Raw genomic sequence first — 23,595 nt, forward strand, 5'->3', positions numbered from 1 at the left:
GTCGAAAAGAGCCTGTCGCAGCTCAACGAACGGATCACCCAGGTCGAGAAGGAACGCAGCCAGCTGGCGGCCAGCCTGCGGGAACAGGTCAGCACCGTGGTGGCCGCCAGCGAGAATCTGCGGCGAGAGACGTATGCACTGTCCACCGCGCTGCGGCGACCGCAGGTGCGGGGCGCCTGGGGTGAGCTGCAGCTGCGGCGAGTGGTCGAGGTCTCCGGCATGCTCGACCACTGTGACTTCTACGAGCAGGCCAGCGACGTCACTTCCGCGGACGCCCGGATCCGGCCCGACCTGAAGGTGATGCTCGGGGGCGACAAGTTCGTCTACGTCGACTCCAAGGTGCCGTTGGCCGCCTACCTGGACGCGATGGAGGCCGGCTCCGACCCCGACCGCCAGGCGAAGCTGCAGCAGTTCGGCGAGCACGTCAAGGGGCACATCGACAAGCTGTCGGCGAAGGAGTACTGGAAGGTTGATTCGCACTCCCCGGAGTTCGTGGTGCTGTTCATCCCCAACGAGGCCCTGGCCGCCGAAGCACTGACGCAGCGTCCAGACCTGCACGAGTACGCCGCCGGGAGGAACATCATCCTGGCCACCCCGACGACGTTGATCGGGATGCTGCGGGCGGTCGCCTACGGCTGGAAGCAGGCCGCACTGGCCGACTCGGCGGCCGAGGTCTTCACCCTAGGACGCGAACTCCACGACCGGCTGAGCACCATGGGCGGCCACTTCAGCAGGCTCGGCCGCTCCCTGCAGTCGTCGGTCAACGCCTACAACGCGACACTTGGCTCGCTGGAGGGCCGGGTGCTGGTCAGCGCCCGCAGGCTGCGCGACCTGCGGGTCACCGACAAGGAGCTGGAACGGCTGAAGGGGGTGGACGAGTCAGCAAAGCTGATGAGCGCCCCGGAGTTGTTGGCCGACGCCGCGGCCGAACCTGACCCCGGGCGCGGCCGCGATCGCGTAATCCGCGGCGAGCTCGACCAGATCGCCCCCCGGCAGCCCGAGATCGCCGAACTGGTTGACGAAGAGCAGGCACCGCGTCCGGCCGCTTTGCGGCAACTGGGTTGATGGGGCCGCTACCCGGGCCACCTAGACTGGCAGCCATGACCGAACCAGACCAGCAGGTGTCCAACGGCAAGCGTGTCGTGGTGGCCGCCCCGCGCGGCTATTGCGCCGGTGTCGACCGGGCCGTGGTGACCGTGGAGAAGGCGCTGGAACGCTACGGCGCCCCGGTCTACGTGCGCAAACAGATCGTGCACAACAAGCACGTTGTCGAAGAACTGGAGGCCCGGGGGGCCATCTTCGTCGAGGAGCTTGACGAGGTGCCGGACGACGCGCTGGTCATCTTCTCCGCGCACGGCATCTCACCGGCAGTGCGCGCCGAGGCGAAGACCCGTGGCCTGCGCACCATCGACGCCACCTGCCCGTTGGTGACGAAGGTGCACAACGAGGCCAAGCGGTTCGCCGCCCAGGGCCTGCCGATCCTGCTGATCGGGCACGACGGCCACGAAGAGGTCGAGGGCACCAGCGGTGAGGCCCCCGACCGGATCACCCTGATCGAGCACCCCGACGACGTCGACAACGTCGAACTGCCCACCGACCAGCCGGTGGCCTGGCTGTCCCAGACCACCCTGAGCGTCGACGAGACCGCCATGACCGTGGAGCGGTTGCGGGAACGGTTCCCGAAGCTGGTCGACCCGCCGTCCGACGACATCTGCTACGCCACCCAGAACCGGCAGGATGCGGTGAAGCAGATCGCCGCCCACTCCGACCTGATGATCGTGGTCGGTTCGCAGAACTCGTCCAACTCGGTGCGCCTGGTCGAGGTGGCGCTGGATGCCGGGGCGAAGGCAGCCCACCGCGTCGACAACGCGTCGGAGCTTGATCCGGCCTGGTTCACCGGCGTCACCGACATCGGGGTCACCTCGGGCGCCTCGGTGCCGGAGTCGCTGGTCGACGGCGTACTGCAGCGCCTGGTCGAGTTCGGGTACCCGCCGGCGGTCGAGGAACGGCTGGTAGAGGAATCGCTCACCTTCTCGCTGCCGCCGCAGCTGCGGCCACATGACAGTCGAAGCCGGCAGCGTTGATGGCTGCTGGCCCCCCAAGTACGGCACGGAACTCCGCCGAGAACCCGCAGCCCCTCGGCGCCGTCATCGGACAGGTCAAGGGCTGGATCGAGCGCTGCGGCTGGATCTGGGTGCAGGGCCAGGTGATCGAGCTGCGCCGCCGCGCCGCTCCCACCCAGTTCCTGACCCTGCGCGACTCCCGCAGTGACAACTCCGCCCGCATCACCTGCAGTTCGGTGGTGCTGGACGCCGCCGGACCGCTCACCGAGGGCATGACCGTGGTGGCCTGCATCACTCCGCGGCTGTGGTCGAAGGACGCCAGCCTGTCCTTCGAGTGCGCCGAGCTGCGGATCGCCGGTGAGGGCCGGCTGCTCGTCCAACTCGAGCAACTGAAGCGCAAGCTGCAGGCCGAGGGCCTGTTCGACCCGGTACGCAAGAAGCGGCTGCCGTTCCTGCCCCGGGTGATCGGGTTGATCACCGGTGCGGGCAGCGCCGCCGAACGGGACGTCTGCGAGAACATCCGGCGCCGCTGGCCGGCCGCCCGGCTGCGGACGCGGCACGCCCTGGTGCAGGGGCCGGACGCCGCCGCCGACGTGATGCGCGGGCTGGCCGAGCTGGACGCCGACCCGGAGGTGGACGTCATCATCGTCGCCCGTGGCGGTGGCTCGCTGGAGGACCTGCTGCCGTTCAGCGACGAAGGGCTGGTCCGCGCGGTTGCGGCGAGCGGCACCCCGGTGGTCAGCGCGATCGGCCACGAGCCGGACAGCCCGATCGTCGATCTGGTCGCCGACCTACGGGCGTCCACCCCAACCGATGCCGCCAAGCACGTCGTCCCCGACGCTCGAGAGCAGGCCGAACAGGTTCGCAGCCTGGTTGGGCGGCTGCGGCAGTGCATCATCAGCCGGCTCACCGGCGAGCAGCAGTCCCTCGACCTGCTGCGGTCCCGGCCGGTGCTGCGCGACCCGACCGGCGGGTTCGTCGCCCACCAGGAATGGTTGGACGGCGCCCGGGGACGGCTGGAACGGGCGATCGACCGGCGGCTGGCGGACGAGCAGACCGCCATCGCGCATGCGTTGCGATCGGTGCGCACGATGTCGCCCAAGGCCACTCTCGAACGCGGCTACGCCGTCGTGGCGGACGCCGAGGGCAACTCGGTCACCTCGGTCGCCGACGTGGATGCCGGTGACCAGTTGTTGCTGTACCTGTCGGACGGGCAGGTCGTCGTCGAGGTCGACTACCAGGAGGCAAGATGAGCTCACCCGAACCCGAGATCGGCTACGAACAGGCCCGCCAGCAGTTGCAGGAAGTGGTCACCCGGCTGGAGTCCGGCGGCGTCCCGCTGGCGGAGTCGATGCAGCTGTGGGAGCGTGGCGAGAAGCTCGCCGCGATCTGCCAGCAGTGGCTGGACGGTGCGAAGGCGAAGGTCGAGACCGCCCGGCAGGCCGCCCAACCCCGGTAGCGGCCGCGCCGGGCGGAGGGGACGGGCGAACCTACTCCCACTCGATGGTGCCGGGCGGCTTGGGGGTCGTGTCGTACATCACCCGGGTCACCCCGGCCACCTCATTGATGATCCGCAGCGTGATCCGCTTCAGCAGGTCGTAGGGGAGCTCGGCGACGTCGGCTGTCATCGCGTCCACGCTGTTCACCGCCCGCAGGACGATCGCGTGGCCGTAGGTGCGGGCGCCGTCCACCACACCCACCGCGCGTCCGCCCGGGCAGACGGTGAAGTACTGCCAGATCTGCTGGGAGAGGCCGGCCTGCGCGATCTCGTCGCGGAAGATCGCGTCGGATTCCCGCACCATCCGGACGGTGTCGCGGGTCAGTTCGCCGACCACCCGCACCCCGAGCCCGGGGCCGGGGAACGGCTGGCGCCAGACCATCCGGTGCGGCAGGCCGAGCAGTTCGCCGGCCACCCGGACCTCGTCCTTGAACAGGTACTTCACTGGCTCGACCAGCTCGAAGTCGAAGTCGTCGGGCAGCCCACCGACGTTGTGGTGTGATTTCACCACACCGTTGTCGGAGCTGGACTCCAGGATGTCGGGGTAGATGGTGCCCTGCACCAGGTAATCGATCCGGCCAAGCCTGGCGGCCTCATCCTCGAAGACCCGGATGAACTCCTCGCCGATGATCTTGCGCTTGGCCTCCGGGTCGGCGACGCCGGCCAGCCTTTCGAAGAAACGGTCCTGCGCGTCCACCATGATCAGGTGCATGCCGAAGTGATTGCCGAACAGGTCGCGCACCATCTCGGGCTCACCTTCCCGCATCAGGCCGTGGTCGACGAAGATGCAGCTGAGCTGGTCGCCGACCGCCCTGTGCACAATGGCCGCGCACACCGAGCTGTCCACCCCACCCGACAGTGCGCAGAGAACCCGCTTGTCACCGACCTGCTGACGGACCTGTTCGACCATCACGTCGATGTACTGCTCGATCGCGCCCTCGAACCCGGTCCGGCTGGTCAGTGACTGTCGCTCCATGACCGCCAATGCTAGGGCACCGATCTGGGCTACAACTCCTCGAGCATCTCGGTGACCAGCGCTGCGATCGGAGACCTCTCCGATCTGGTCAGGGTGACGTGCGCGAACAGCGGGTTGCCCTTCAGCTTCTCCACCACCGCCGCGACCCCGTCGTGGCGTCCGACCCGCAAATTGTCCCGTTGGGCGATGTCGTGGGTGAGCACCACCCGGGAGTTCTGGCCGATCCGACTCAGCACGGTCAGCAGGACGTTGCGTTCCAGTGACTGAGCCTCATCCACGATAACGAACGCGTCGTGCAGCGAGCGGCCACGGATGTGGGTCAACGGCAGCACCTCGAGCATCTCGCGCTGCTCGAGCTCATCGATGACGTATCTGCTGGTCACCGAGCTGAGGGTGTCGTGCACCGCCTGTCCCCACGGAGTCATCTTCTCGCCCTCGCTGCCCGGGAGGAACCCGAGGTCCTGCCCGCCGACCGCGAACAGTGGCCGGAAGACCATCACCTTGGCGAACTGGTGGCGTTCCATCACCAGCTCCAGACCCGCGCACAACGCCATCGCCGACTTGCCGGTGCCGGCCCGGCCGCCGAGGCTGACGATGCCGACCGATGGGTCGAGCAGCAGGTCGAGCGCGACGCGTTGCTCGGCGCTGCGGCCGTGCACTCCGAACGCCTCCAGATCGGTGCGGATCGCCTTGATGCGTCCGTCGGGCATCCGCCGGCCCAGCGCCGCACTGCTGGGTGAGCGCAGCACGACACCGGAGTTGACCACCAGTTCCGCGGCCTGTGGGATGGTCACCGATCCGGACTGGAAGATCTGGTCGACCACCGCCGATTCGACCTCGATGGTGGCCATCCCGGTCCAACCGGAGTCCTGGACCTGCTCGTTGCGGTACTCCTGGGCCTCCAAGCCCATCGCGGCCGCCTTCACCCGCATCGGCAGGTCCTTGCTCACCAGCACCACGTTATGGCCCTCGTGGGCGTAGTTCAGCGCAACCGCGAGGATGCGGGTGTCGTTGTCACCCAGCCGGAACCCGTTCGGCAGCCGGTCAAGGTCGGTGTGGTTCAGCTCGACGTGCAGGCGACCGCCCTCGGAGTTGACCCGGATGGGCTGGTCGAGCCGGCCATGGGTTTGCCGCAGGTCGTCCAGCAGTCGCAGTGCCGACCGGGCGAAGTAGCCGAGTTCGGGATGGTGCCGCTTGGCCTCCAGCTCGGTGATCACCACGATGGGCAGGATCACGTCGTGCTCGGCGAAGCGCAAGAAGGCCCGGGGATCGCTCAACAGCACCGAGGTGTCCACCACGAAGGTGGTGGAGGCTTGGGTGGGGTTGGCGTTCGGCCCTGCACTCGGCTGGACTTCGACCTGGCCCAGGGCCAGTACATCGATTCCTCGCTCCATGCCATGACGCTAGACGTCCCGCCTGACGGATCCGGTAGGCGGGACCGTGTGTTGGCCAAGTGTTCACTGCCGCTTTGCTGCCGGGCCGGCTGAGCCCCGCGCTGCTGCTGCGGCTCAGGTGACAGCGAACATGATCGCCACCCAGTGGCACAGCGCGCCGAGGATCGTCCCGGCGTGGAAGACCTCGTGGAAGCCGAACCACTCAGGGCTTGGGTTGGGGCGCTTCAGGGCGTAGACCACCGCACCCAGCGAGTAGAACAGCCCGCCGACGATCAGCAGCACCACGACGACCGGGCCGCCGGTCGTCCAGAAGCTGGGCAGCCAGAACAGCGCCACCCAACCCATCGCGATGTACAGCGCGACGTACAACCAGCGGGGCGCGCCCAGCCACAGCGTCCGGAACAGTACCTCGGCCAGTGCACAACCCCAGATGACCGCCAGCAGCACCACCCTGGAGGTGCCGTCCAGCAACGCCAGCGCCAACGGCGTGTAGGTCCCGGCGATGAAGATCGCAATGTTCGAGTGGTCGATGCGACGCAGCAGCTGCGCCACCCGCTCGGTCCAGGTGCCGCGGTGGTAGATCGCGGAGTGGCCGAACAGCATCAGCGCGGTGAGCGTCCAGACCGCACAGCCGATCCGCAACAGCACGGTGTCGGCGACGACGATGGCAGCCAGGCCGGCAACCAGCATTATCGGGGTGCCGATCAGGTGCAGCATTCCCCGTAGCCGCGGCTTGGCAGCGGCCCCCGTGGCCGATGCAGGCGGAATGGCTGCTCCGGGCGGTGAGTGAGTGGTAGTGTCGCCGCGCCGGCGGGACGATGCTGGTTCGTCGCGTCCGGGAGCCGGGGTGGCCGTCCCACACGAGTCCGAGTTCATGGATCCAAGCTAACCCGGCGCCACCAACTCGCCATCGGGTTGCGGAGTCGGCCCAGCAGGTGGCAGGACCACCCGGGGCTTGCGGTCGGTTCGCGTCGCCCGGCGGCTCGGTCGCTACGCTTCGCCACATGGCCAAGAAGGTGATCAACGCCGTTGAGGATGCGGTCACCATGCTGCTCGACCACGCGCCCCGGGGTCTGGCCCGGGTGATGTACCGGTTCTACGAGAACCGGCTGCGCAGCCAGTTCGAGCCGTCGGCGCTGCCCTGTCACGTCGCGGTGCTGGCCGACGGCAACCGACGGTGGGCGAGGTTGAACGCCCCGGGCCAGTCCCTTGAGGTCGGCTACCAGGCCGGCGCCGACAAGCTGCGGCAGTTCGTGCAGTGGTGCGAGGAGGTGGGCATCCAGGTGGTCACCCTGTGGGTGCTGTCGACCGACAACCTGCAGCGCTCCCGCGACGAGGAACTGGTGCCGCTACTGGAGGTGATCGTGCACCTGGTGGCCGACTTGGCCGCCACCGGCAAGTACCGGGTGATGGTGGTCGGCGACCTGGGGTTGCTGCCCGCCGGCTGCGCGGCCGATCTGGAGCGGGCGGCGGCCGACACCGAGCACGTGCAGGGGATGCACATCAACGTGGCAGTCAGTTACGGGGGACGCCACGAGTTGCGCGATGCGATGCGTTCCTTGCTGGCCGAGGAGGCCCGCAAGGGCACCACCCTGGACTCGCTCGCCGAATCCCTGGAGACCGACCAGATCTCCCAACACCTGTACACCCGTGGCCAGCCCGACCCCGACCTGATCATCCGGACCAGCGGCGAGCAGCGCCTCAGCGGTTTCCTGATGTGGCAGTCGGCGCACAGCGAGTTCTACTTCTGCGAGGCGCTGTGGCCAGACTTCCGGAAGGTCGACTTCTACCGCGCCCTGCGTTCGTACTCCGAGCGGGAGCGACGGTTCGGTACCTGACCGGGTCTCAGTGCGCCAGCCCCCACAGCAGCGGACGCAGGTCTGCCCAGTCGGTGGTTGGTGCCTGGCAGGTCATCCCCCGGCACACGTAGGCAGTGGCACGGCCGTCACGCTGGCCACGCCCGGTGAACAGGTCACCGAAGCCCTGGCTGCAGGTGGGCGCCGAGACCACCACGCTTCCCCACGGGGCCAGCCGCCAGGCGGCGCGGGTCAACTCGGCCATCGCCTCACCCGAGTCGTCCACGATCACGACCTCGGCCGGGCCCCAGCCGCGGGCCGCCTCGGCGTCGGACAGCAACTCTGCGAGGCCCCAGCCCGCGAATCGTGGCGAGACCGCGAGCACCGGGAACAGGGTGGCCAGGGCGGCGTCCGCCAGGTCCACCAGGTCGGCACGATCGGCCAGCCGACCGGCCACCCGGAGCGCGACCACCAGCAGGGAGGTGGCGCTGGGGGTGGCCTCGTCATCCAGTCGGCGCGGCCGTTCGAACAGCTCGTCGGTGGCGACTGCGTCGTGCAACCCGCCGTCGTCGGCGGCGAACAGCTCGACCGCCCGCTCCAGTAGCACGATCGCCCGGGCCAGCCACTCAGCATCGCCCAGGGCGCCGGCCAACTGGACGAACCCGATCGCGGCCGCGGCGTAGTCGGCGGCGACGCCGTCGGGGCCGTTGGTCACCCGGGTGAGCACCCGCCGCTCGGCGTCCCAGTGCCGGTTCCACAGGTAACTGGCGGCTCCAGCGGCCAGGTCCAGCCAGTCCGGCTCGCCGAAGACCATGGCGGCCCGGGTCAGCGACTCGACGAGCAGACCGTTCCAGGCGGTCACCACCTTGTCGTCCCGGTCAGGCCGCGGCCGGCGGGCGCGGATCGCCTTCAGCACCGCGATGACGTTGGCCAATCGGCCGGGGTGCGGATTGCCGTGCAGTTGCAGCGTGGACAGTCCGCTGCCATCGGTGGGGGCATGGGCACCCATCGGCAGGTTCCCGCCGTGGGTGACGTGGAAGACCCCCTGAGCGAATTTGGAGTCCTTGCCCAGGTACTCGTCGAACTGCTGCGGGCTCCACAGGTAGAAAGCCCCCTCAGCATGCTCGCCGGAGTCGTCGAGAGAATCGGCGTCCAGGCTGGCGGCGAACCCGCCGCCGGGCAGCAGCATCTCCTCGGCCAGCCAACCCACGATGCCCCGCACCACCCGCTCGAACAGCTCGCGTTGCTCGGTGCCATCGTCCGGGGTGGCCCGCAGCCAGCCGCGAGTGTAGGTGCCGAGCAGCAGGGCATTGTCGTAGAGCATCTTCTCGAAGTGCGGCACCTCCCAACCGGCATCCACCGAGTAGCGGTGGAAGCCCCCACCCAGCTGGTCGTGGATGCCACCGCGGGCCATCGACTCCAGGGTGTACAGGGCACGGCCGTTGCCGAGGGGGTCGGTTCGCACCAACAGCGCGTCCAACAGCGGCGCCTGCGGGAACTTGGGCGCGCCACCCCAGCCGCCGTGCTCGGGGTCGAACTGGCTGTGCACCGCGGTGAGCAGCCGGTGCGGGACGAGGCTGCCTTCGCCGACGGCGGCCGGCGGCCGGTCCAGTTCTGCGATCTGCTGGACGATGGTGGCCGCGGTGTCGACCGCCTCCTGGCGGCGTTCGGCCCACACCTGCGCCATCGCCTCGACCAGTTGGCGGAACGACGGCAACCCACCACGAGGCTGCGGCGGGAAGTAGGTGCCGGCGAAGAACGGCTCACCGGTCGGGGTGCAGAAGATCGTCATCGGCCAGCCGCCCTGCCCGGTGAGGGCCTGGGTGGCGCGCATGAACACCTGGTCGACATCGGGGTGCTCCTCGCGGTCGACCTTGATGGCGACGAAGTGCTCGTTCACCAGCGCCCCGATCGCGGGGTCGGCGAACGACTCCCGGGCCATCACGTGGCACCAGTGGCACGACGAGTACCCGATGCTGACCATCACCGGCACATTGCGCCGGGCCGCCTCGGCGAAGGCGGCCGGACCCCACGGCCACCAGTCGACCGGGTTCTCGGCGTGCTGGCGCAGGTACTGGCTGGTTGCGGACACAAGTCGGTTAGGCATGGGGTCAAGCCTGCCAGATGGCCGGTGAACCTCCACGAAATGTGTCACCGGAATATCGCGGGAACTATTTAGTTGATAATCAATAGGCCCTTTTATAAATCATCGAGTATTGCCCCCAGGAGGCTTCGTGATCAATTTCACCCAGCTTTCGTGGCCGTGGCTGCTGGTCCGCGGCATCATCGCCATCGCCTTCGGCGTCACCGCCATCGTGCTGGTGGTGCCGGGCCTGGTGCTGGGTGCCTTCGTGATCATGATCGCGATCGCGGCGATCGTCTGGGGCGTCGGCAGCATCATCGCGGCGCTGGGTCTGCGCAGCAGGGTCAAGCAGGCCGAGGATGCGCAGCTCCGCTGACGCCCAGCCAGTATTGGCGCAGCCCCCTGGCCGTGCCGCGTACCTCCGCCTCTGCGACCTCACCCGATCGAACCGCTCCAGCGGCCAGCGCGGCGGCCACAGAAGCGACGTTCTCGTCCTCGATCTGCAGCAGGAATCGTTGCAGGCCAAGCTCGCCGGCACCCCAATCGGCGATCATGCCGATGGCGGTTCGGGCGATGCCGCGTCCCCTGGCCCACGGCGCGACCCAGTAGCCGATCTCGGCGGTGGCCTGCTGGTGGTCGAACGACATCAACGAGATCGCACCCACCACCTGCCGGTGCTCGACGACGGCGTAGTTGGCCTCGGCGCCGGACGCCCAGGCATCGGCGCTGGTCCGGATGAACTCCTGGGCGTCGGAGATCAGGTAGGGCACCGGAACCCGGGTGTACCGCTGGATCAGCGGGTCCTGGCAGGCGGTGGCGACCACTTCGGCGTCCGATGCCTGCCAAGGGCGCAGCGCCAACTGACCACCGGTGATGCTGGGCTGCGTCGGCGGCCAGGTTGGCCTCACAGCTCGATCCTGCTCAACTGGCCCATGCCGGCGTACCGTTCGGGGTTGGCGGTCAGGACAATCACCTGGGACTCCTCCCCCGCCCTGCGCAGCGCGGTCCACATCCGCCGCAGCCGGGACTGGTCGGAATAGCCGAGCGCATCGTCCAGCAGCACCGGCACCCGGTCGTCGGGGTTCACCAGTTGCGCGGTGGCGAGCCTGATCAGGATCACCAACTGCTCCTTCGCGCCGGTGGACAACCAGTCGAAGTTGACCCACTCGTTGTTCAGGTAGCGCTGGGTGACCTGCAGGTCGGCGGCGACCCGGACGTCGAAGCCCGGATCGCCGTACAGCGCCCGGCCCAGCTCCACGATGGCCGCCCGGAACGGCTCGACGTAGCAGCGTTGGGCGAGTTCCTGCTCCGCCAGCAGAACCTGCTCCAGCCGCAGCGCAGCCCGGGCCCGGCGTCCGATGGACTCGGCGGCGGCGGTGGCGGTCTCGAGCTCGGTTTCGGCGGCGTCGGCCTGCTGTTGCAGTCGGTCGGCGTTCAGGCCTTCCAGCTCCCCCGCCAGCCGGCTGCGCTGTTCACGGGTATCGGCCAGCAGCTGTTCGAGCCCGGTGACGTTGTCCCTGGCAGCCGCTGCCTCGGCCAGGACGTGTTCGGCGTCCAGGTCGGCCAGTTGCTGGCGACGCGACTGCCACTGCTTCTCGGCCTCGTCCCGGGCGGTCTGTGCCTGCTGGGCGGCGCAGGCCAGTTGATCGTCGTCGACGCAGCCCCGCTGGTCGGCCAGTTCGTGCCGGAGCTGCTCAAGCCGGCGCTGGGCGATGAGGAGATCGGTGCTCAGCTCGTCGAGCAACCGCTTCTGGGCGTCGTACTCCTGGCTGACCTTCTGCAGCCGTCCGGATGCCTGTGTGCAGGATTCGCGCGCACGGTTGCGTTGCTCGGTGGCCAGCTGCAGGGCCAGGTCGGCGGCCGACCGGTCGGACGGTCGCGCAGCTGCACCTGAGCGGGTGGCGTCGTAGTGGTCGGTCGTCGTGCGCAGCTCGGAGCACTGGTCGCGCAGGTCGGCCTCGCTGGCTGCGGCCAGCAGCTCCCTGCGGCGCTGCCGGACGTGATCGAGTTCGGTTCGCAGTTCGGCCAGCCGGGTCCATTCCTGGCGGGCCGTCCGGGCGCTGTCGACCCCGGCGGCGGCGAGCATCTCGTCCAGCCGTTCCCGGGCCTGCTCGGCCGCCGCTCGCAGTTCGGTGGTCTGGGCCGGGAAGACAGCGATTCGCCACTGCCCGGGTAACTCCAGGTCGACCGGTTCGGTGACCGAGGCCTGCCACGGGCGGGCCACGTCGACCTGACGGGGCTGGCCGTCGACCAGCAGCTCGCGGCCCTCGTCCAGGGCGGTCACCACCAGTTGGGCGCTGCTGACCTGCAATCTGGCCAGGCAACTGGACAGTTCTGCATCAGCCTGCGCGAGTTGCTCGACAAGTTCGGCGGTCAGTGGTGTGCCGGTGGCAACCTCGAGCCGAGAGATCGTGTTGCGCAACTCGTCGGCTCTCGTCAGCACCTGTGTCAGGCGGTCGAGCTCGGCCAGTCGTCGCAGTTGCTCACAGTCGGCGTGGGCGAGCTCGAGTGCTCGGTCGGCAGCCTGATCGGATGCGGTGGCCCCCTGGTGGGCCTGCCTGGCGTCGGCGAGCTGCTGCTGGATCGGCTCCAGCACCTGCTTCTGCTGCTCTCGGCGGGCGGTCAGCTCTGTGACCTCTGCCACGGCACGCCCGAGTTCGTCGACGAGTCTGGTCCGCGCCGTGAGAGCGGCTGCCGCCTGGTCGGCCAGGTGGCCGGCGGTCTCCACCCGATGCCTGGCAGTCGTCTCGGCGGTCTGGGCGTCGCGTACCGCGGTGCGGCGCTGCTCAAGCCTGCGATACTCGGCGGTCGCCCTGGCCAGCGACTGCTCCCGGTGCGCCACTTTCTCGGTCAACTGGTCCAGCTCGACGCGCTTACCGTCGAGTTCGCACAGCCGGACGCGGGCGTCCTGCGGTGCCGAGCGGGCCCGCTCGGCTCGGTCGGTCACCTGCTTGTAGTCGCGGTTGGGCTGGCGGGAGGGGGTGAAGTAGCGGTCGACCTCGCTCTTCACCGCCTCCAGCAGGCACCGGCTGCCGTCGGCGTCGATCAGCTCGCCGCCCGCCGCCGATTGCAGCGCCCTGGTGAGGCTGGCCGATCCGCTGAGCAGTTGCTGCTCGAGCCCGGTGGCCTGCATCAGCCGCAGCGCGCTCCACAAGGTGGTATCGCTGGCCTTCCAGAGCTGGTCGAGTGCATCGCAGGCGGGATCACCGGCCAGCACCTCACCGCGTCGTGGTCCGCTGTCGAACCGCACGGTGGTGCCCGGCCGCTTCAGCCACGTGCGGGTGATGACCACGCGCTCGTCGCCGATGGTGACCTCGACCTCGACGGTGACGCCGACGTCCTCGCCGATCGGTTGGGCCGCCTTCACCTTTCGGTGCTTCGAGGTATGGGTGAACTCCAGCAACAGGTCGAGCGCCTCGACCATCGAGGTCTTGCCTACCTCGTTGTCGCCGGAGATCACCACCACCCCGGCTTCGGGGAAAGTCACCTCGCGGGCCCGGACGCCCTTGAAGTTCTCCAGCCTGAGCCTGTGCAGCCTCACCTGGCACCTCCAGCGAAAGTCGGGCTGGCCAGCCGGTACAGCAACTTCAACGCTTCTGCGGCATCGTCGTCGCCGCGGCGCGACTGGTTCTGCAACTGGTCAACTGCTGTTCGCAGGTACCCGGTGACGGGCAGCTCGTCGTACTCTGCCTCGTCGGCCAGCACCGCGATGTTGCTGTGCCGCTGCCAGCGTGCCAGGCTGGCGAACACCTCACCGTAGCGTTCGAGCAGCGCGTCCAGCCGGGCGGCCTGGCGCAGGTTGAGCGTGCCGCGCAACGCGTGCTTCACGATCGTGCACTCCTTTCTCGGCAGCCCGGCCAACTCCGTCCCCAGCTGGTCGAGGTCGGCGTCGGTGGACAGGTCGCGTTCGAGCAGCAGGTGGCGCCAGCAGCCGACCGTGTGCGGGGTCACACGCGGCCGTCCGGCGGTGATCTCGACCTCGAGCACCTGCCCCAGCCCGGGTTCGTGGAAGCTGGTCGACTCCGGTGACCCGGAGTACTGAATGGCCCCGTGGCCGTCGGCCGGCCAGCGGATGTGCCGGTCGCCCAGTGCAACGTAGTGGATCGCGCCGGCGGCCAGAGCCTGCTCCAGCGGTTCGCGCCGGATCTCGGTGGCCGATTCGTCGTCGCCATAGGTGAGGCCCGACAGCATGCCGTGACCGACCAGGATGCGGGTCGTCCCGTCGGACTGCACACCGGCGAGCGCGTCGACCACCGGGTCGGATTCGGGGTGCTTGCCGAACCAGGGTGCCGCCAGCAACTCGACCCGATCGGCCACCCGAACCGCGCCGACCCGGTCGAGCACGTGCACCGACGACGGCTTTGTCGCCACGAACTGCGGATTGCGGTAGATCGACGACGCCCCCAGCGGGTCGTGGTTGCCCGGCAGCAGGTAGATCGGGACGTCGACCTCACCCATAGCGTCCAACGCCCGGGCAACGTCGGCCGGGGGCAGGTTCGCGTGCTCGAAGACGTCGCCGGCCACCACGATGAACTGCGCCCCGCGCTGTTGGGCAACCGCACCGATCCGCCGGATGACGTTGATGCGATCGGCGGTGAACCTGGCCTGCGCCTCGGCGCTGAGGTAGTGCCTGGTCATCCCGAGTTGCCAGTCGGAACTGTGCAGGAAGCGGATCATGCAGTGAGCCTATGGACGTGCACTGACAATTCCTGACTCCGGCGTCCGGCGTTTCGTGTTGACTGTTCTCATGACATCACCGAAGACCGCCGTATTGTTCATCGAGTACCAGAACGACTTCACCACTGCGGGCGGCGCCCTGCACGATGCAGTGGCCGGCACCATGGAGCAGACGAAGATGTTGGCCAACTCGGCCGCCCTGGCCGATGCCGCCCGCGAGGCCGGCGCCACCATCATTCACATCCCGATCTCGTTCAAGGAGGGCTACAACGAGATCACCAACCACCCCTACGGGATCCTCGCCGGGGTGGTGGACTCGACCGCCTTCGTCGCTGGCAGTTGGGGCGCCGAGATCGCCGAGGAGATGACCCCGGCCGATCAGGACATCATCGTCGAGGGCAAGCGGGGCCTGGACGCGTTCGCCAGCACCAACCTCGACTTCATCCTGCGCAGCAAGGGCATCGACCGGGTGGCGCTCGGCGGATTCCTGACCAACTGCTGCGTCGAGTCGACGATGCGAAGCGCCTACGAGCGGGGTTACGACGTGGTCACCCTCACCGACTGCGTCGGCGCCACCAGCGCCGAGGAGCACGCCAACGCGATCAAGTACGACTACCCGATGTTCTCCCGGCCGATGACCAGCCACGAGTTCCTGGCCGAGTTGTCCGGCGCCGAGGTCACCGATTCCAGCCGGGGCTACTGAGCGGCGGCCAGTCGGCTAGATGACCCACAGGTCGGACGGGTCGGTCGCGCCCGGCACGGTGGGCCGTAATCCCGAGAACAGGTCGCCCTCGGGGATCACCGTGGGCACCGCGCTGAAGACCAGTTGCCAGTCCTCGGTCGGCCACGCCTTGGCCTGGATCTCCAGCGGCACCGAGAACCAGATGCCGTTCGGGTCGATCTGGGAGGCGTGGGCGCGCAGGGCGTCGTCCCGAACCTGGAAGTACTCGGCGCACGGCACCCGGGTGGTGATCCGCCGTTCGTAGTGCAGATCCTCCCAGTTCGCCAGCCGCTCCGAGTACGGGGAGTCCATGCCGTGCTCGTGCAGCGCCTCGTCCAGCGCGGCGTAGCGCAGCCGGTGGAAACCCATCTGGTAGTAGACCTTGAGCACCGACCACGGCTCACCCAGGTCTGGCCGGTAGGACGAGTCCGCCGCCAGCCTGAGCGCCTCGACGCTGACCCGGTGGCACTGGATGTGGTCCGGGTGCGGGTAGCCGCCCTGCTCGTCGTAGGTGGTCAGCACCTGCGGCCGCACCATACGAATCACCTCGACCAGCGGCTCGGCCGCCTCGGTCGGGTTCAGCGAGGCGAACGATCCCTCCGGGAGCTCCGGTACCGGGTCGCCCTCGGGCAGGCCGGAGTCGATGAATCCCAGCGAGTAGTGCTCGACACCGAGGATCTCGCGCGCCCTGGCCATCTCCGCCTGCCGGACCTCCGCCATGTTCTCCCAGACCTCCGGGCGGTCCATCTGCGGGTTCAGCACCGATCCGCGTTCACCTCCGGTGCAGGTCGCCACCACCACCCGCACACCCTCGGCCACGTACTTGGCGCTGGTGGCCGCGCCCTTGGAGGACTCGTCGTCAGGATGGGCGTGCACGTGCAACAGGCGCAACTGCTCACCGTTTGCTGCCTGGGCGGATAGCGGAACGGACATGCCAACCATTTTGCACAGGGACAGCAACCAGATGGCAACCCGGACGGCCCGCTGCGGCGGCTGGCAGAGGGGGCTGGAACCTCGGTGGTTAGAATGACGGGATGGTTGAGCAAGAGACGGTGTGGTTGACCACAGAGGCATACGAGCTGCTGCTGGAGGAACTGGACCACCTCAAGACCGTGGGCCGCCCGCAGGTATCGGCGAAGATCGCCGCGGCCCGCGAGGAGGGTGACCTGTCGGAGAACGGCGGCTACCACGCCGCTCGTGAGGAGCAGGGGCAGATGGAGGGCCGGATCGCCCAGCTCGAGGAGATGCTGCGCACCGCCAAGGTGGGCGAGGCCCCCACCGACCCGGACAAGGTCTCGGTCGGCACGCTGGTCACGGTGGCGTACTTCGACGACGAGGATGACACCGAACAGTTCCTGCTCGGCTCCCGCGAGATGCTCGGCCTGGATGCCGACATCGACACCCACGTCTTCAGCCCCCAGTCGCCGCTCGGTTCGGCAGTCCTGGGCGCATCCAGGGGGGACTCGGTCAGCTACCAGGCACCTACCGGCAGGACCATCGAGGTCACCATCATCAACGTGGCACCCTTCAGGGGCTGAGCGGCAGGCCTCGGCCCGCGATCTGGTCGGTCAGTCCTGGACGCGGACGACCGCGCGCCCCATCACCACGCTGAGCTCCAGCTGGGCTGAGCCGTTACCCACCACGTACTCGTTCAACTCGCCGTGGGTCTCGCCGGGCCAGCTGACCCGTCCCAGCTGCACCTGCGAGCGGATCGTGACGTTAGCGCCGGGGGTCAGCCGCACCGTCAGGTTGCCGGACTCGACCCGGACGCGCGAGCGGCCGGCACTGATCGGGCCGGAGATGGTCGCCCCGCCGGCCTGCACCAATGCGTCGGACACCTCGACCACTCCCTCCAGTTCGGCACCACCGGCGCTGACCCGGATCTTGCCGAGCCGCGGCACACCCGAGGTGGCCAGCCGGCTGCCGGTCACCTCGGCGTCCACCACGATCGCCGGGTTGACCCGCACCACCAGTTCCTTGCCGAAGCCGAGGGCCCGTAGGTCTTCGACCGAGCGGGGCGGCCGCACGATGCTGAAGCTGTCGAAGTTGAGGCCCACCTCACCCTCGGTGGTGACCTCCAGGGTGACGCCCTGCTTGCGCAGGGTGTGCGGTCCGTCGACGGCGATGGTGCCCACCTTGGGGTCGCCGATCAGGCGGACGCGTCGACCGACCGAGCGCAGCACCAGCCGTTCGACGCCATGGGCGCCGGTGGGCGGGGGGGTTGCTCGCTGCTCGGTGGGCTCGGTGGACGGGCCGGCCGGGCGCGGCCCGACGTCCGGGATCACGCTGCTGGCGAACTGGCCCAGCCGCTCGAACGCCCCGCGTGCGAAATCACCGGCCTCCTTGAGCACCTCCCCGGCGGTGGCCGCCACGTCACCCATCTGCAGGCTGAACATGACGAAGTCGTCCTCGGCCGTGCGGCCGGATTCGGTCGTCTCGGCGCCCTCTTCGCCGGACGCGTCGGCGGTCGGCTCCCCGACGGGTGCCTGCTCGCCGACGCCCGCCTGATCGGATGGTTCGGAGCCGTAGACCGGCTGCCCGTACACCGGTGGCGTGGCCGGTTCGGGCTCGGCCGGCTCGTCCTCGCGCATGGCCCGTGCCGGCGGGGTGTCGTAGAGGGCCTCCGGGTCGAGGCGCCGGCCGCCCGCCCGGGCGTTCAGGTCCGGGATCAGTTCGGCCGCCCGGGCGGCCGAGATATTGCCGCTGGCAAGGTCTTCAAGGACGCGGTTCAGCTCGGCGGGATCGCTCATGAGTCGACTCTAGACGCGGGTCGGGGCAACTTGAACCAGGATCCGGACCTTTCCGGGATATCCCCCTGCTGGCCGGACGGCCGCAGCCGCGGCAGGTTGGCCCGCCGTTGCCCCTTGTCGTCGGACGCGAAGACACCCTCGGCGCCGCGGATGCAGCCGGTGGCAAAGGCCACGGCCGGGATCGCGAACAGGGCTCCGGCAACACCGGCCACGATGGCGCCGGCCGAGATGCCCAGCAGCACCAGCAGCGGATGGATCTCGACCGCCCGGCCCAGCAGCAACGGCTGCAGCACGTTGGCCTCAATATTCATCACCAGCACGAAGATGACCAGCATGATCACCGCCTTGACCGGCCCGAGTGTCACCAGCACCACGATGGTCGACACCGCCCCGGCGATCACCGCACCCAACAGCGGGATGAACGAACAGACGAAGGTGAACGCCGTGATGGCCAGGAACAGGTTCGAACCCAGGATGAGGGCACCCAGGCCGGCACCGATACCGTCGATGCCGGCCACGATCACCGCGGCCCGGACGTAGGAGCTGAGCGACTCCCAGCCGCCGCGCACCGACGGCCGGATGCGGCTCAACGCGTAGTCGGGCAGCACCTTCTCGAAGGCGCCGGTGATCCGGCGGCCGTCCTTGAGGAAGAAGAAGGTGGCGAACAGGCAGGTTGCCAGCCCGGCGAAGAAGGCGCCGACCCGGGTGCCGGCGGCGGCCAGGGTGCCGGCTATCTCCTGCGCCGAGTTCTGGATGTAGGCGCCCGCCTGGTCGAGCCACTGCTGCACCTGCTCCTGGCTGATCTGCAGCGGACCGGTGCCCAGCCATTCCAGCAGCGCCCGCGAACCCTGACCGGCGGCCTGGGTGAGCTGCGGCCACTGGATGGCGATCTGGGCGCCCACCACACCGAGCAGGCCGATCAGCACCAGTACCAGCGCGAGCAGCATCAGCACCGAAGCCGCCCAGCGGGGCAGGCCGTGTTCGTTGAGCCAGTTGGTGGGCTGCTGCAGGCCGGAGGTGATCAGCAGTGCCAGCAACAGCGGGACGGTGATCTGACCCAGGTACGAGCCGATCTGCCAGATCAAGAAGAGCGTGCCGGCCACCAGCAGCAGCCGCCAACTCCAGCCGGCGAACACGCGTAACCAGAGCGGGGTGTACCGGATCTCGTCCGGTTGGTCGGCGAGGGGATCCTCGGCCGGCCTGGGTCCTGACGTTGCGGGCATCGTGGCGTCCTTCGGGGCTAGGTCAGCGCTCAGCATACGCTCACCAACCGCCGTGGCCGGGGTCATCGGGGGCTGGATAGCCTGTTGGGCGTGCAGCGAATGTCGACCACGAACCTGCCCCGGGATGTGCTGGTGCTGTCGGCGGTGGCGTTCCTGGTTGCGGTGGGGTTCGGTGTCATGGTGCCGGTGCTGCCGGTGTTCGCGCGCAGCTTCGGCGTCACCCAGTTCGCGGTCGGCGCGGTGATCAGCGCGTTCGCGCTGATGAGGTTCATGACCAGCCCGTTGTGCGGCGCCATCAACCGGCTGATCGGAGAGCGGGTGGCGCTGGGTGTCGGCATTGGTATCGTCGCGCTCAGCACCGCCGGGGCGGGGCTGGCGCAGAGTTATCCGCAACTGCTGGTGCTGCGCGGGGTGGGCGGCATCGGGTCGGCGATGTTCAGCGTCTCCGCAATGGTGCTGCTGCTGGCCAGTGTCGACTCGTCGCAGCGTGGCCGGGCCAGTGCCCTCTATTCGGGCGGCTTCCTGCTCGGCGGCATGGCGGGCCCGGCGATCGGCGGGGTGCTGGCAGCGATCTCGATCCGGGCGCCCTTCTTCTTCTACGCGTTCACCCTGGTGCTGGCCGGCGGGGTGGGGTTGATGATGCTCAGCCGCCCCTCGGTGCGTCCGGCCGATCACGGCGGCGCCCGTGACATGAGTCTGCGGCAGGTCTGGCGGCAGGCCCGCTACCGGGTGGCCTGCTGGGCCAACTTCACCTCAGGCTGGCAGGCCCAGGGCGCGCGCTCGACGTTGGTGCCGCTGTTGGTGGTCGAGGTGCTCAACCAGGAGCCGACCTGGACGGGCATCTCGTTCGCGATCGCCGCGGTGGCGCAGGCGCTGGCCCTGCAGCCGGTTGGGCGGCTGACCGACACCTGGGGCCGCAAACCCGTCCTGGTGGCTGGTCTGCTCGCCTGTGGGGTGTCGTCGGCGCTGATCCCGTTCGCCCCCAACATCGCGCTGCTGACCGTTGCGCTGTGCGTGTTCGGGTTGGGTTCGGCGGCGCTGTCCACCTCCCCGACCGCCATCGTCGGCGACGTCACCGGCGGCACCGGCGGCACCCCGGTGGCGGTCTTCCAGATGCACTCCGACCTCGGGTCGATCATCGGACCACTGGCCGCGGGCGCGCTGGCCGACAGCTACCCGCTTCCGGTGGCCTTCGGGGTCGGCGCTGTGCTGATGCTGGCGGTGAGCCTGCTGACTGCCGGCACCCGCACCCGGCTGCCGGGCGACGAAGGTAGCGTTCAGTCGTGAGCGTTCGTCCCCTGACAGAACTGATGGCGCCCGACTGGGCGCAGGCGCTGGCTGACCAGCAGGAACGCATCCATCAGATGGGCGACTTCCTGCGCGCCGAACTGGCCGCCGGCCGCGGTTACCTGCCGGCCGGCCACCAGGTGCTGCGGGCGTTCAGCCGTCCGATGGCCGACGTCAGGGTGCTGCTGGTCGGGCAGGACCCGTACCCGGCGCCGGGGCACCCGATCGGGCTGTGCTTCGCGGTGGACGCCGGGGTGCGTCCACTGCCCAGGAGTCTGGTGAACATCTACCGCGAACTGCACGATGATCTGGGCGTCGGCCCCGCCCCGCACGGTGACCTCACCCGGTGGTTCGAGCAGGGGGTGCTGTTGCTGAACCGCTGCCTCACGGTGCAGCCGGGGCGTCCGGCCAGCCACCGCGGCAAGGGCTGGGAACCGGTCACCCAGGCCGCGATCGAGGCGGTCGTCCACCGCGGTGGGCCGCTGGTGGCCATCCTGTGGGGACGCGACGCCCAGACCCTGACCCCGCTGCTGAGGTCGGCGGACGTCCCGGTGATCGAGTCGGCGCATCCTTCGCCGCTGTCGGCGCACGCCGGATTCTTCGGCTCCCGACCGTTCAGTCGAGCCAATCGCGCCCTGGCGGCGATGGGTGGCCAACCGATCGACTGGGAGCTGCGATGAAGATCTCACTGGTGCTCGGCTCTGGCGGCGCCCGGGGTTACGCCCACATCGGCGTTCTGCAGGAGATCGAGGCGCGTGGCCACGAGGTGGTGGCGATCAGTGGCTCGTCCATGGGTGCGCTGGTGGGTGGCGCGTACGCCGCTGGCCGGCTGTCGGACGCCACCAACCTGGCCCTGTCGCTGACCCGGCTCGACCTGTGGCGGATGCTGCGGCCGGGCCTGGGCGGGCCCGGGTTCATCACCGGCGACCGGCTGATGTCGCTGCTGCGCCGGGTGATCGGCGACGTGCGGATCGAGGAACTGCCGATCCCCTACACCGCCGTCGCCACCGACCTGCTGTCGCGGCGGGAGATCTGGTTCCACGAGGGGCCGCTGCTGGCCGCGATCCGGGCGTCCATCGCGATCCCGACCGTGTTCACCCCGGTGATGCTGAAGGGCCGGCTGCTGGCCGACGGCGGCCTGCTCAACCCGTTGCCGGTGGAGACCTCGCTGCGGTTGGACGCCGACCTGACCTTGGCGGTCTCGCTGTTCGCCAAGCGGCCCGGCCAGTGGTCGGGCGGGGCGATCGAGCTGTCGTCCGACGCCCAGCCCGAGCCCGGCCCGCTCACCCGGCTCGGCGAGCGCATCGTCGAAGCGCTGCCGACCAGGCAGAAACTGCCCGATGACGACCCGAACGACGTCTTTGACCCACTGCCCAACAACCTCGACCTGACCGACATGATGACGATGGCGCTGGACGTCATGCAGGCCCGGATCCAGGCCACCAGGATCTCGGTGAACCCGCCCGACGTGCACATCGAGGTGCCGGCCGAACTCGGCACCATCCTCGACTTCGATGAGGCCAGCCGGATAATCGCGGTCGGCCGCGAACTGGCGCAGGAGAAGTTCGACGAGTTCGGCATGTAGCAGCGCTGGGTACCCTCGAAGGCATGGGATTCCTGTTCCGCTCCGCCCCGTCCATGGTCACCCGCGCCCACGCGCTGCCCGGCCGCAGCACCTCGGTCCTCGGGGCGACGGCCCCGCTGCACCTGGTCTTCAACATCCCGGTCGACGCGGTGCCGGAGGGCTCCCAGGTCGCCTACTTCGCCCTTGGCTGCTTCTGGGGTGAGGAGAAGATGTTCTGGCAGACCCCGGGCGTGACCAACACGGCCGTCGGCTACCAGGGCGGTTTCACCCCCAACCCGACCTACGAAGAGGTCTGTTCGGGACGCACCGGGCACGCCGAGACGGTGCGGGTCTGCTTCGATCCCGGGCAGGTCAGCTACGAGCAACTGGTGCGGCAGTTCTTCGAGGCCCACGACCCCACCCAGGGCTTCCGGCAGGGCAACGACGTCGGCACGCAGTACCGCTCGGCGCTGTTCCCGGTGGACCAGGCGCAGCACGCGAAGGCCCGCCAGGTCTACGCGGACGCTGAGCGGGCCTTCGCGCACGCTGGGTACGGCGCGCTCAGCACCCAGCTGGAGCCTGCCGGTGACTGGCCGTTCTACTACGCCGAGGAGTACCACCAGCAGTACCTGGTGCGGGTTCCGCACGGGTACTGCCCGGTGCACTCGACCGGAGTTCGCTGCGAGGCCTCGGCCTGATGGGGTTGCAGCAAATTCCGCCCGGTCAGGCTGCGACCTCGTAGAGCAGGGACCGTTCGTCCACCATCCCGCCGCAGCCGTCGCAGCGGCTGTAGGGGGCGTCCATTGCTGGGATCGCGACCAGTTCGTCGACGTCGTAGAACGGGGTCGCCGATCGGCTGATGTTGGCGCACAGGCCCATGGGGTGGTCGTTCTCACCGTGGTTCTGGAGGAACCGGCATTCGAAGTTGTCCCGGTTCTCGGCCCAGTGCAGGCAGCAGCAGCAGATCAGGGCGGTGCTCTTCATTGTGGCGATGTGCTCGGGCGCGACGCTGTACAGCATCACCCCGTTTGCCAGGAGGCAGTCCCAGTCGGTGTACCAGTCATCGCGGCAGCGCCAGCGCTGGACGATCCTCAGGCCATGGAATCCGGCGACTGTGCCTCGATAGACCTCATAGCTGGAGCCGCGGTTCTCGATGGGACGAGCCGCACCGCTGCGATGCTCGGGGGGGAGAGCCCTGGTTCGGTTTTCGCGACGGGGCAGGAGAGTCTGGGGCATGTCGAACACCTCCTTTCTGAACCCTCATGGTAACATTCGGCGCCCTCACCACCACATCGTTACGTAATCGTTATCCGTTTCTTACCGGATACGCTCATGTACTTAGTGCGGATATGATATACGCGCATCCAGGATTCATCCCCCACCGCTACGGATGGGACCGCACCCGAGCCCGGTCGAAGGCGATTCGCGCCCCGATTCCGGCGTCCTGGGCGATCGAGCCGTGACCGGGCACCAAGACCCGACAACCACGGGCAGCCGCTTCGATGGCAGCCAATCCACGTAGGTAGTCGCCCACCGGATCTGCCGACCGCTGGTCGACCAGCG

General features: G+C 68.9%; 23 protein-coding genes. 12 read left to right on the forward strand and 11 right to left on the reverse strand.

What is annotated here, in order from left to right; translation table 11 throughout:
• From WBL05_RS01645 to WBL05_RS01660, 4 genes are all read left to right on the forward strand, one after another.
• A partial coding sequence (locus WBL05_RS01645; protein ID WP_424223326.1) for a DNA recombination protein RmuC occupies window positions 1-1,065 on the forward strand: 1,065 nt, incomplete at its 5' end.
• A gap of 35 nt (window positions 1,066-1,100) precedes the next feature.
• Window positions 1,101-2,084: a 4-hydroxy-3-methylbut-2-enyl diphosphate reductase gene (locus WBL05_RS01650; protein WP_424223327.1), complete on the forward strand. Its 984-nt coding sequence runs from the start codon at window positions 1,101-1,103 to the stop codon at window positions 2,082-2,084.
• Window positions 2,084-3,316: an exodeoxyribonuclease VII large subunit gene (gene xseA, locus WBL05_RS01655; protein WP_424223328.1), complete on the forward strand. Its 1,233-nt coding sequence runs from the start codon at window positions 2,084-2,086 to the stop codon at window positions 3,314-3,316. Before WBL05_RS01650 ends, xseA begins: the two co-directional genes overlap by 1 nt.
• Window positions 3,313-3,522, forward strand: a complete 210-nt coding sequence (locus WBL05_RS01660) for an exodeoxyribonuclease VII small subunit (protein ID WP_424223329.1) — start codon at window positions 3,313-3,315, stop codon at window positions 3,520-3,522. Before xseA ends, WBL05_RS01660 begins: the two co-directional genes overlap by 4 nt.
• A 31-nt stretch (window positions 3,523-3,553) precedes the next feature.
• Here WBL05_RS01660 and guaA read toward each other — a convergent pair whose 3' ends face one another.
• The 3 genes from guaA to trhA form a co-directional block, all read right to left on the reverse strand.
• On the reverse strand, window positions 3,554-4,537 hold the full coding sequence (gene guaA, locus WBL05_RS01665) for a glutamine-hydrolyzing GMP synthase (protein ID WP_424223330.1): 984 nt from the start codon (window positions 4,535-4,537) through the stop codon (window positions 3,554-3,556).
• A gap of 29 nt (window positions 4,538-4,566) precedes the next feature.
• Window positions 4,567-5,931 carry a PhoH family protein gene (locus WBL05_RS01670; protein WP_424223331.1) on the reverse strand — a complete coding sequence of 455 codons (1,365 nt, stop codon included), beginning with the start codon at window positions 5,929-5,931 and terminating at the stop codon, window positions 4,567-4,569.
• A gap of 114 nt (window positions 5,932-6,045) precedes the next feature.
• A complete protein-coding gene (gene trhA / locus WBL05_RS01675; protein ID WP_424223332.1) occupies window positions 6,046-6,807 on the reverse strand; it encodes a PAQR family membrane homeostasis protein TrhA in 762 nt (253 codons plus the stop codon).
• 170 nt (window positions 6,808-6,977) lie between these two features.
• Between trhA and WBL05_RS01680 the strand changes: the two genes are divergently transcribed.
• The gene (locus WBL05_RS01680) at window positions 6,978-7,769 is read left to right on the forward strand and encodes an isoprenyl transferase (protein ID WP_424223347.1); all 792 of its coding nucleotides are present in this window, start codon (window positions 6,978-6,980) and stop codon (window positions 7,767-7,769) included.
• A gap of 7 nt (window positions 7,770-7,776) precedes the next feature.
• On the opposite strand, the gene WBL05_RS01685 is transcribed toward WBL05_RS01680, so the two are convergent.
• Window positions 7,777-9,834, reverse strand: a complete 2,058-nt coding sequence (locus WBL05_RS01685) for a thioredoxin domain-containing protein (RefSeq protein ID WP_424223333.1) — start codon at window positions 9,832-9,834, stop codon at window positions 7,777-7,779.
• Window positions 9,835-9,961: 127 nt separating this feature from the next.
• Here WBL05_RS01685 and WBL05_RS01690 point away from each other — a divergent pair, with 127 nt between their 5' ends.
• Complete coding sequence (locus tag WBL05_RS01690) at window positions 9,962-10,186, forward strand: DUF308 domain-containing protein (protein ID WP_424223334.1); 225 nt, start codon at window positions 9,962-9,964, stop codon at window positions 10,184-10,186.
• On the opposite strand, the gene WBL05_RS01695 is transcribed toward WBL05_RS01690, so the two are convergent.
• The 3 genes from WBL05_RS01695 to WBL05_RS01705 are packed head-to-tail and all read right to left on the reverse strand — an operon-like array spanning window position 10,155 to window position 14,487.
• Window positions 10,155-10,718 carry a GNAT family N-acetyltransferase gene (locus WBL05_RS01695; protein ID WP_424223335.1) on the reverse strand — a complete coding sequence of 188 codons (564 nt, stop codon included), beginning with the start codon at window positions 10,716-10,718 and terminating at the stop codon, window positions 10,155-10,157. The genes WBL05_RS01690 and WBL05_RS01695 overlap by 32 nt on opposite strands.
• Complete coding sequence (locus WBL05_RS01700) at window positions 10,715-13,351, reverse strand: AAA family ATPase (RefSeq protein WP_424223336.1); 2,637 nt, start codon at window positions 13,349-13,351, stop codon at window positions 10,715-10,717. Before WBL05_RS01700 ends, WBL05_RS01695 begins: the two co-directional genes overlap by 4 nt.
• The gene (locus WBL05_RS01705) at window positions 13,348-14,487 is read right to left on the reverse strand and encodes a metallophosphoesterase family protein (protein ID WP_424223337.1); all 1,140 of its coding nucleotides are present in this window, start codon (window positions 14,485-14,487) and stop codon (window positions 13,348-13,350) included. The genes WBL05_RS01700 and WBL05_RS01705 overlap by 4 nt, the downstream gene beginning before the upstream one ends.
• Window positions 14,488-14,557: 70 nt before the next feature.
• Between WBL05_RS01705 and WBL05_RS01710 the strand changes: the two genes are divergently transcribed.
• Window positions 14,558-15,190 carry a cysteine hydrolase gene (locus tag WBL05_RS01710; RefSeq protein ID WP_424223338.1) on the forward strand — a complete coding sequence of 211 codons (633 nt, stop codon included), beginning with the start codon at window positions 14,558-14,560 and terminating at the stop codon, window positions 15,188-15,190.
• Window positions 15,191-15,205: 15 nt separating this feature from the next.
• On the opposite strand, the gene mca is transcribed toward WBL05_RS01710, so the two are convergent.
• Window positions 15,206-16,141 carry a mycothiol conjugate amidase Mca gene (gene mca, locus WBL05_RS01715; RefSeq protein ID WP_424223339.1) on the reverse strand — a complete coding sequence of 312 codons (936 nt, stop codon included), beginning with the start codon at window positions 16,139-16,141 and terminating at the stop codon, window positions 15,206-15,208.
• A gap of 101 nt (window positions 16,142-16,242) precedes the next feature.
• Between mca and greA the strand changes: the two genes are divergently transcribed.
• Window positions 16,243-16,746, forward strand: a complete 504-nt coding sequence (gene greA / locus WBL05_RS01720; protein WP_424223340.1) for a transcription elongation factor GreA — start codon at window positions 16,243-16,245, stop codon at window positions 16,744-16,746.
• A gap of 30 nt (window positions 16,747-16,776) precedes the next feature.
• Here greA and WBL05_RS01725 read toward each other — a convergent pair whose 3' ends face one another.
• Together WBL05_RS01725 and WBL05_RS01730 are read right to left on the reverse strand one after the other, a co-directional pair.
• Window positions 16,777-17,958 carry a hypothetical protein gene (locus tag WBL05_RS01725; protein WP_424223341.1) on the reverse strand — a complete coding sequence of 394 codons (1,182 nt, stop codon included), beginning with the start codon at window positions 17,956-17,958 and terminating at the stop codon, window positions 16,777-16,779.
• On the reverse strand, window positions 17,955-19,181 hold the full coding sequence (locus WBL05_RS01730) for an AI-2E family transporter (protein WP_424223342.1): 1,227 nt from the start codon (window positions 19,179-19,181) through the stop codon (window positions 17,955-17,957). Before WBL05_RS01730 ends, WBL05_RS01725 begins: the two co-directional genes overlap by 4 nt.
• A 99-nt stretch (window positions 19,182-19,280) precedes the next feature.
• Between WBL05_RS01730 and WBL05_RS01735 the strand changes: the two genes are divergently transcribed.
• From WBL05_RS01735 to msrA, 4 genes are read left to right on the forward strand one after another with little or no spacing between them, the layout of a single operon-like run.
• Window positions 19,281-20,468 carry an MFS transporter gene (locus WBL05_RS01735; RefSeq protein ID WP_424223348.1) on the forward strand — a complete coding sequence of 396 codons (1,188 nt, stop codon included), beginning with the start codon at window positions 19,281-19,283 and terminating at the stop codon, window positions 20,466-20,468.
• The gene (locus WBL05_RS01740; protein WP_424223343.1) at window positions 20,465-21,148 is read left to right on the forward strand and encodes a uracil-DNA glycosylase; all 684 of its coding nucleotides are present in this window, start codon (window positions 20,465-20,467) and stop codon (window positions 21,146-21,148) included. Before WBL05_RS01735 ends, WBL05_RS01740 begins: the two co-directional genes overlap by 4 nt.
• The gene (locus tag WBL05_RS01745) at window positions 21,145-22,053 is read left to right on the forward strand and encodes a patatin-like phospholipase family protein (RefSeq protein ID WP_424223344.1); all 909 of its coding nucleotides are present in this window, start codon (window positions 21,145-21,147) and stop codon (window positions 22,051-22,053) included. The genes WBL05_RS01740 and WBL05_RS01745 overlap by 4 nt, the downstream gene beginning before the upstream one ends.
• Before the next feature lie 23 nt (window positions 22,054-22,076).
• Window positions 22,077-22,730 (forward strand): peptide-methionine (S)-S-oxide reductase MsrA, encoded by a 654-nt coding sequence (gene msrA / locus WBL05_RS01750; protein WP_424223345.1) that lies wholly within the window; start codon window positions 22,077-22,079, stop codon window positions 22,728-22,730.
• Between the two features lie 25 nt (window positions 22,731-22,755).
• On the opposite strand, the gene WBL05_RS01755 is transcribed toward msrA, so the two are convergent.
• Complete coding sequence (locus WBL05_RS01755; RefSeq protein WP_424223346.1) at window positions 22,756-23,268, reverse strand: hypothetical protein; 513 nt, start codon at window positions 23,266-23,268, stop codon at window positions 22,756-22,758.
• Between the last annotated feature and the right edge of the window lie 327 nt (window positions 23,269-23,595).

It is taken from the genome of Brooklawnia sp., assembly GCF_049651565.1.
In the GTDB taxonomy this organism is placed as follows: Bacteria; Actinomycetota; Actinomycetes; order Propionibacteriales; family Propionibacteriaceae; genus Brooklawnia.

Excerpts from the sequence above, each read along its gene's own strand:
- WBL05_RS01680 (WP_424223347.1), top strand. The coding sequence starts at position 6,978 with ATGCTGCTCGACCACGCGCCCCGGGGTCTGGCCCGGGTGATGTACCGG.
- WBL05_RS01745 (WP_424223344.1), top strand. The coding sequence starts at position 21,145 with ATGAAGATCTCACTGGTGCTCGGCTCTGGCGGCGCCCGGGGTTACGCC.
- trhA (WP_424223332.1), bottom strand. The coding sequence starts at position 6,807 with ATGAACTCGGACTCGTGTGGGACGGCCACCCCGGCTCCCGGACGCGAC.
- WBL05_RS01725 (WP_424223341.1), bottom strand. The coding sequence starts at position 17,958 with ATGAGCGATCCCGCCGAGCTGAACCGCGTCCTTGAAGACCTTGCCAGC.
- WBL05_RS01730 (WP_424223342.1), bottom strand. The coding sequence starts at position 19,181 with ATGCCCGCAACGTCAGGACCCAGGCCGGCCGAGGATCCCCTCGCCGAC.
- WBL05_RS01735 (WP_424223348.1), top strand. The coding sequence starts at position 19,281 with ATGTCGACCACGAACCTGCCCCGGGATGTGCTGGTGCTGTCGGCGGTG.
- WBL05_RS01685 (WP_424223333.1), bottom strand. The coding sequence starts at position 9,834 with ATGCCTAACCGACTTGTGTCCGCAACCAGCCAGTACCTGCGCCAGCAC.
- WBL05_RS01710 (WP_424223338.1), top strand. The coding sequence starts at position 14,558 with ATGACATCACCGAAGACCGCCGTATTGTTCATCGAGTACCAGAACGAC.
- WBL05_RS01650 (WP_424223327.1), top strand. The coding sequence starts at position 1,101 with ATGACCGAACCAGACCAGCAGGTGTCCAACGGCAAGCGTGTCGTGGTG.
- mca (WP_424223339.1), bottom strand. The coding sequence starts at position 16,141 with ATGTCCGTTCCGCTATCCGCCCAGGCAGCAAACGGTGAGCAGTTGCGC.
- WBL05_RS01660 (WP_424223329.1), top strand. The coding sequence starts at position 3,313 with ATGAGCTCACCCGAACCCGAGATCGGCTACGAACAGGCCCGCCAGCAG.
- greA (WP_424223340.1), top strand. The coding sequence starts at position 16,243 with ATGGTTGAGCAAGAGACGGTGTGGTTGACCACAGAGGCATACGAGCTG.
- WBL05_RS01755 (WP_424223346.1), bottom strand. The coding sequence starts at position 23,268 with ATGCCCCAGACTCTCCTGCCCCGTCGCGAAAACCGAACCAGGGCTCTC.
- guaA (WP_424223330.1), bottom strand. The coding sequence starts at position 4,537 with ATGGAGCGACAGTCACTGACCAGCCGGACCGGGTTCGAGGGCGCGATC.
- msrA (WP_424223345.1), top strand. The coding sequence starts at position 22,077 with ATGGGATTCCTGTTCCGCTCCGCCCCGTCCATGGTCACCCGCGCCCAC.
- WBL05_RS01705 (WP_424223337.1), bottom strand. The coding sequence starts at position 14,487 with ATGATCCGCTTCCTGCACAGTTCCGACTGGCAACTCGGGATGACCAGG.
- xseA (WP_424223328.1), top strand. The coding sequence starts at position 2,084 with ATGGCTGCTGGCCCCCCAAGTACGGCACGGAACTCCGCCGAGAACCCG.
- WBL05_RS01670 (WP_424223331.1), bottom strand. The coding sequence starts at position 5,931 with ATGGAGCGAGGAATCGATGTACTGGCCCTGGGCCAGGTCGAAGTCCAG.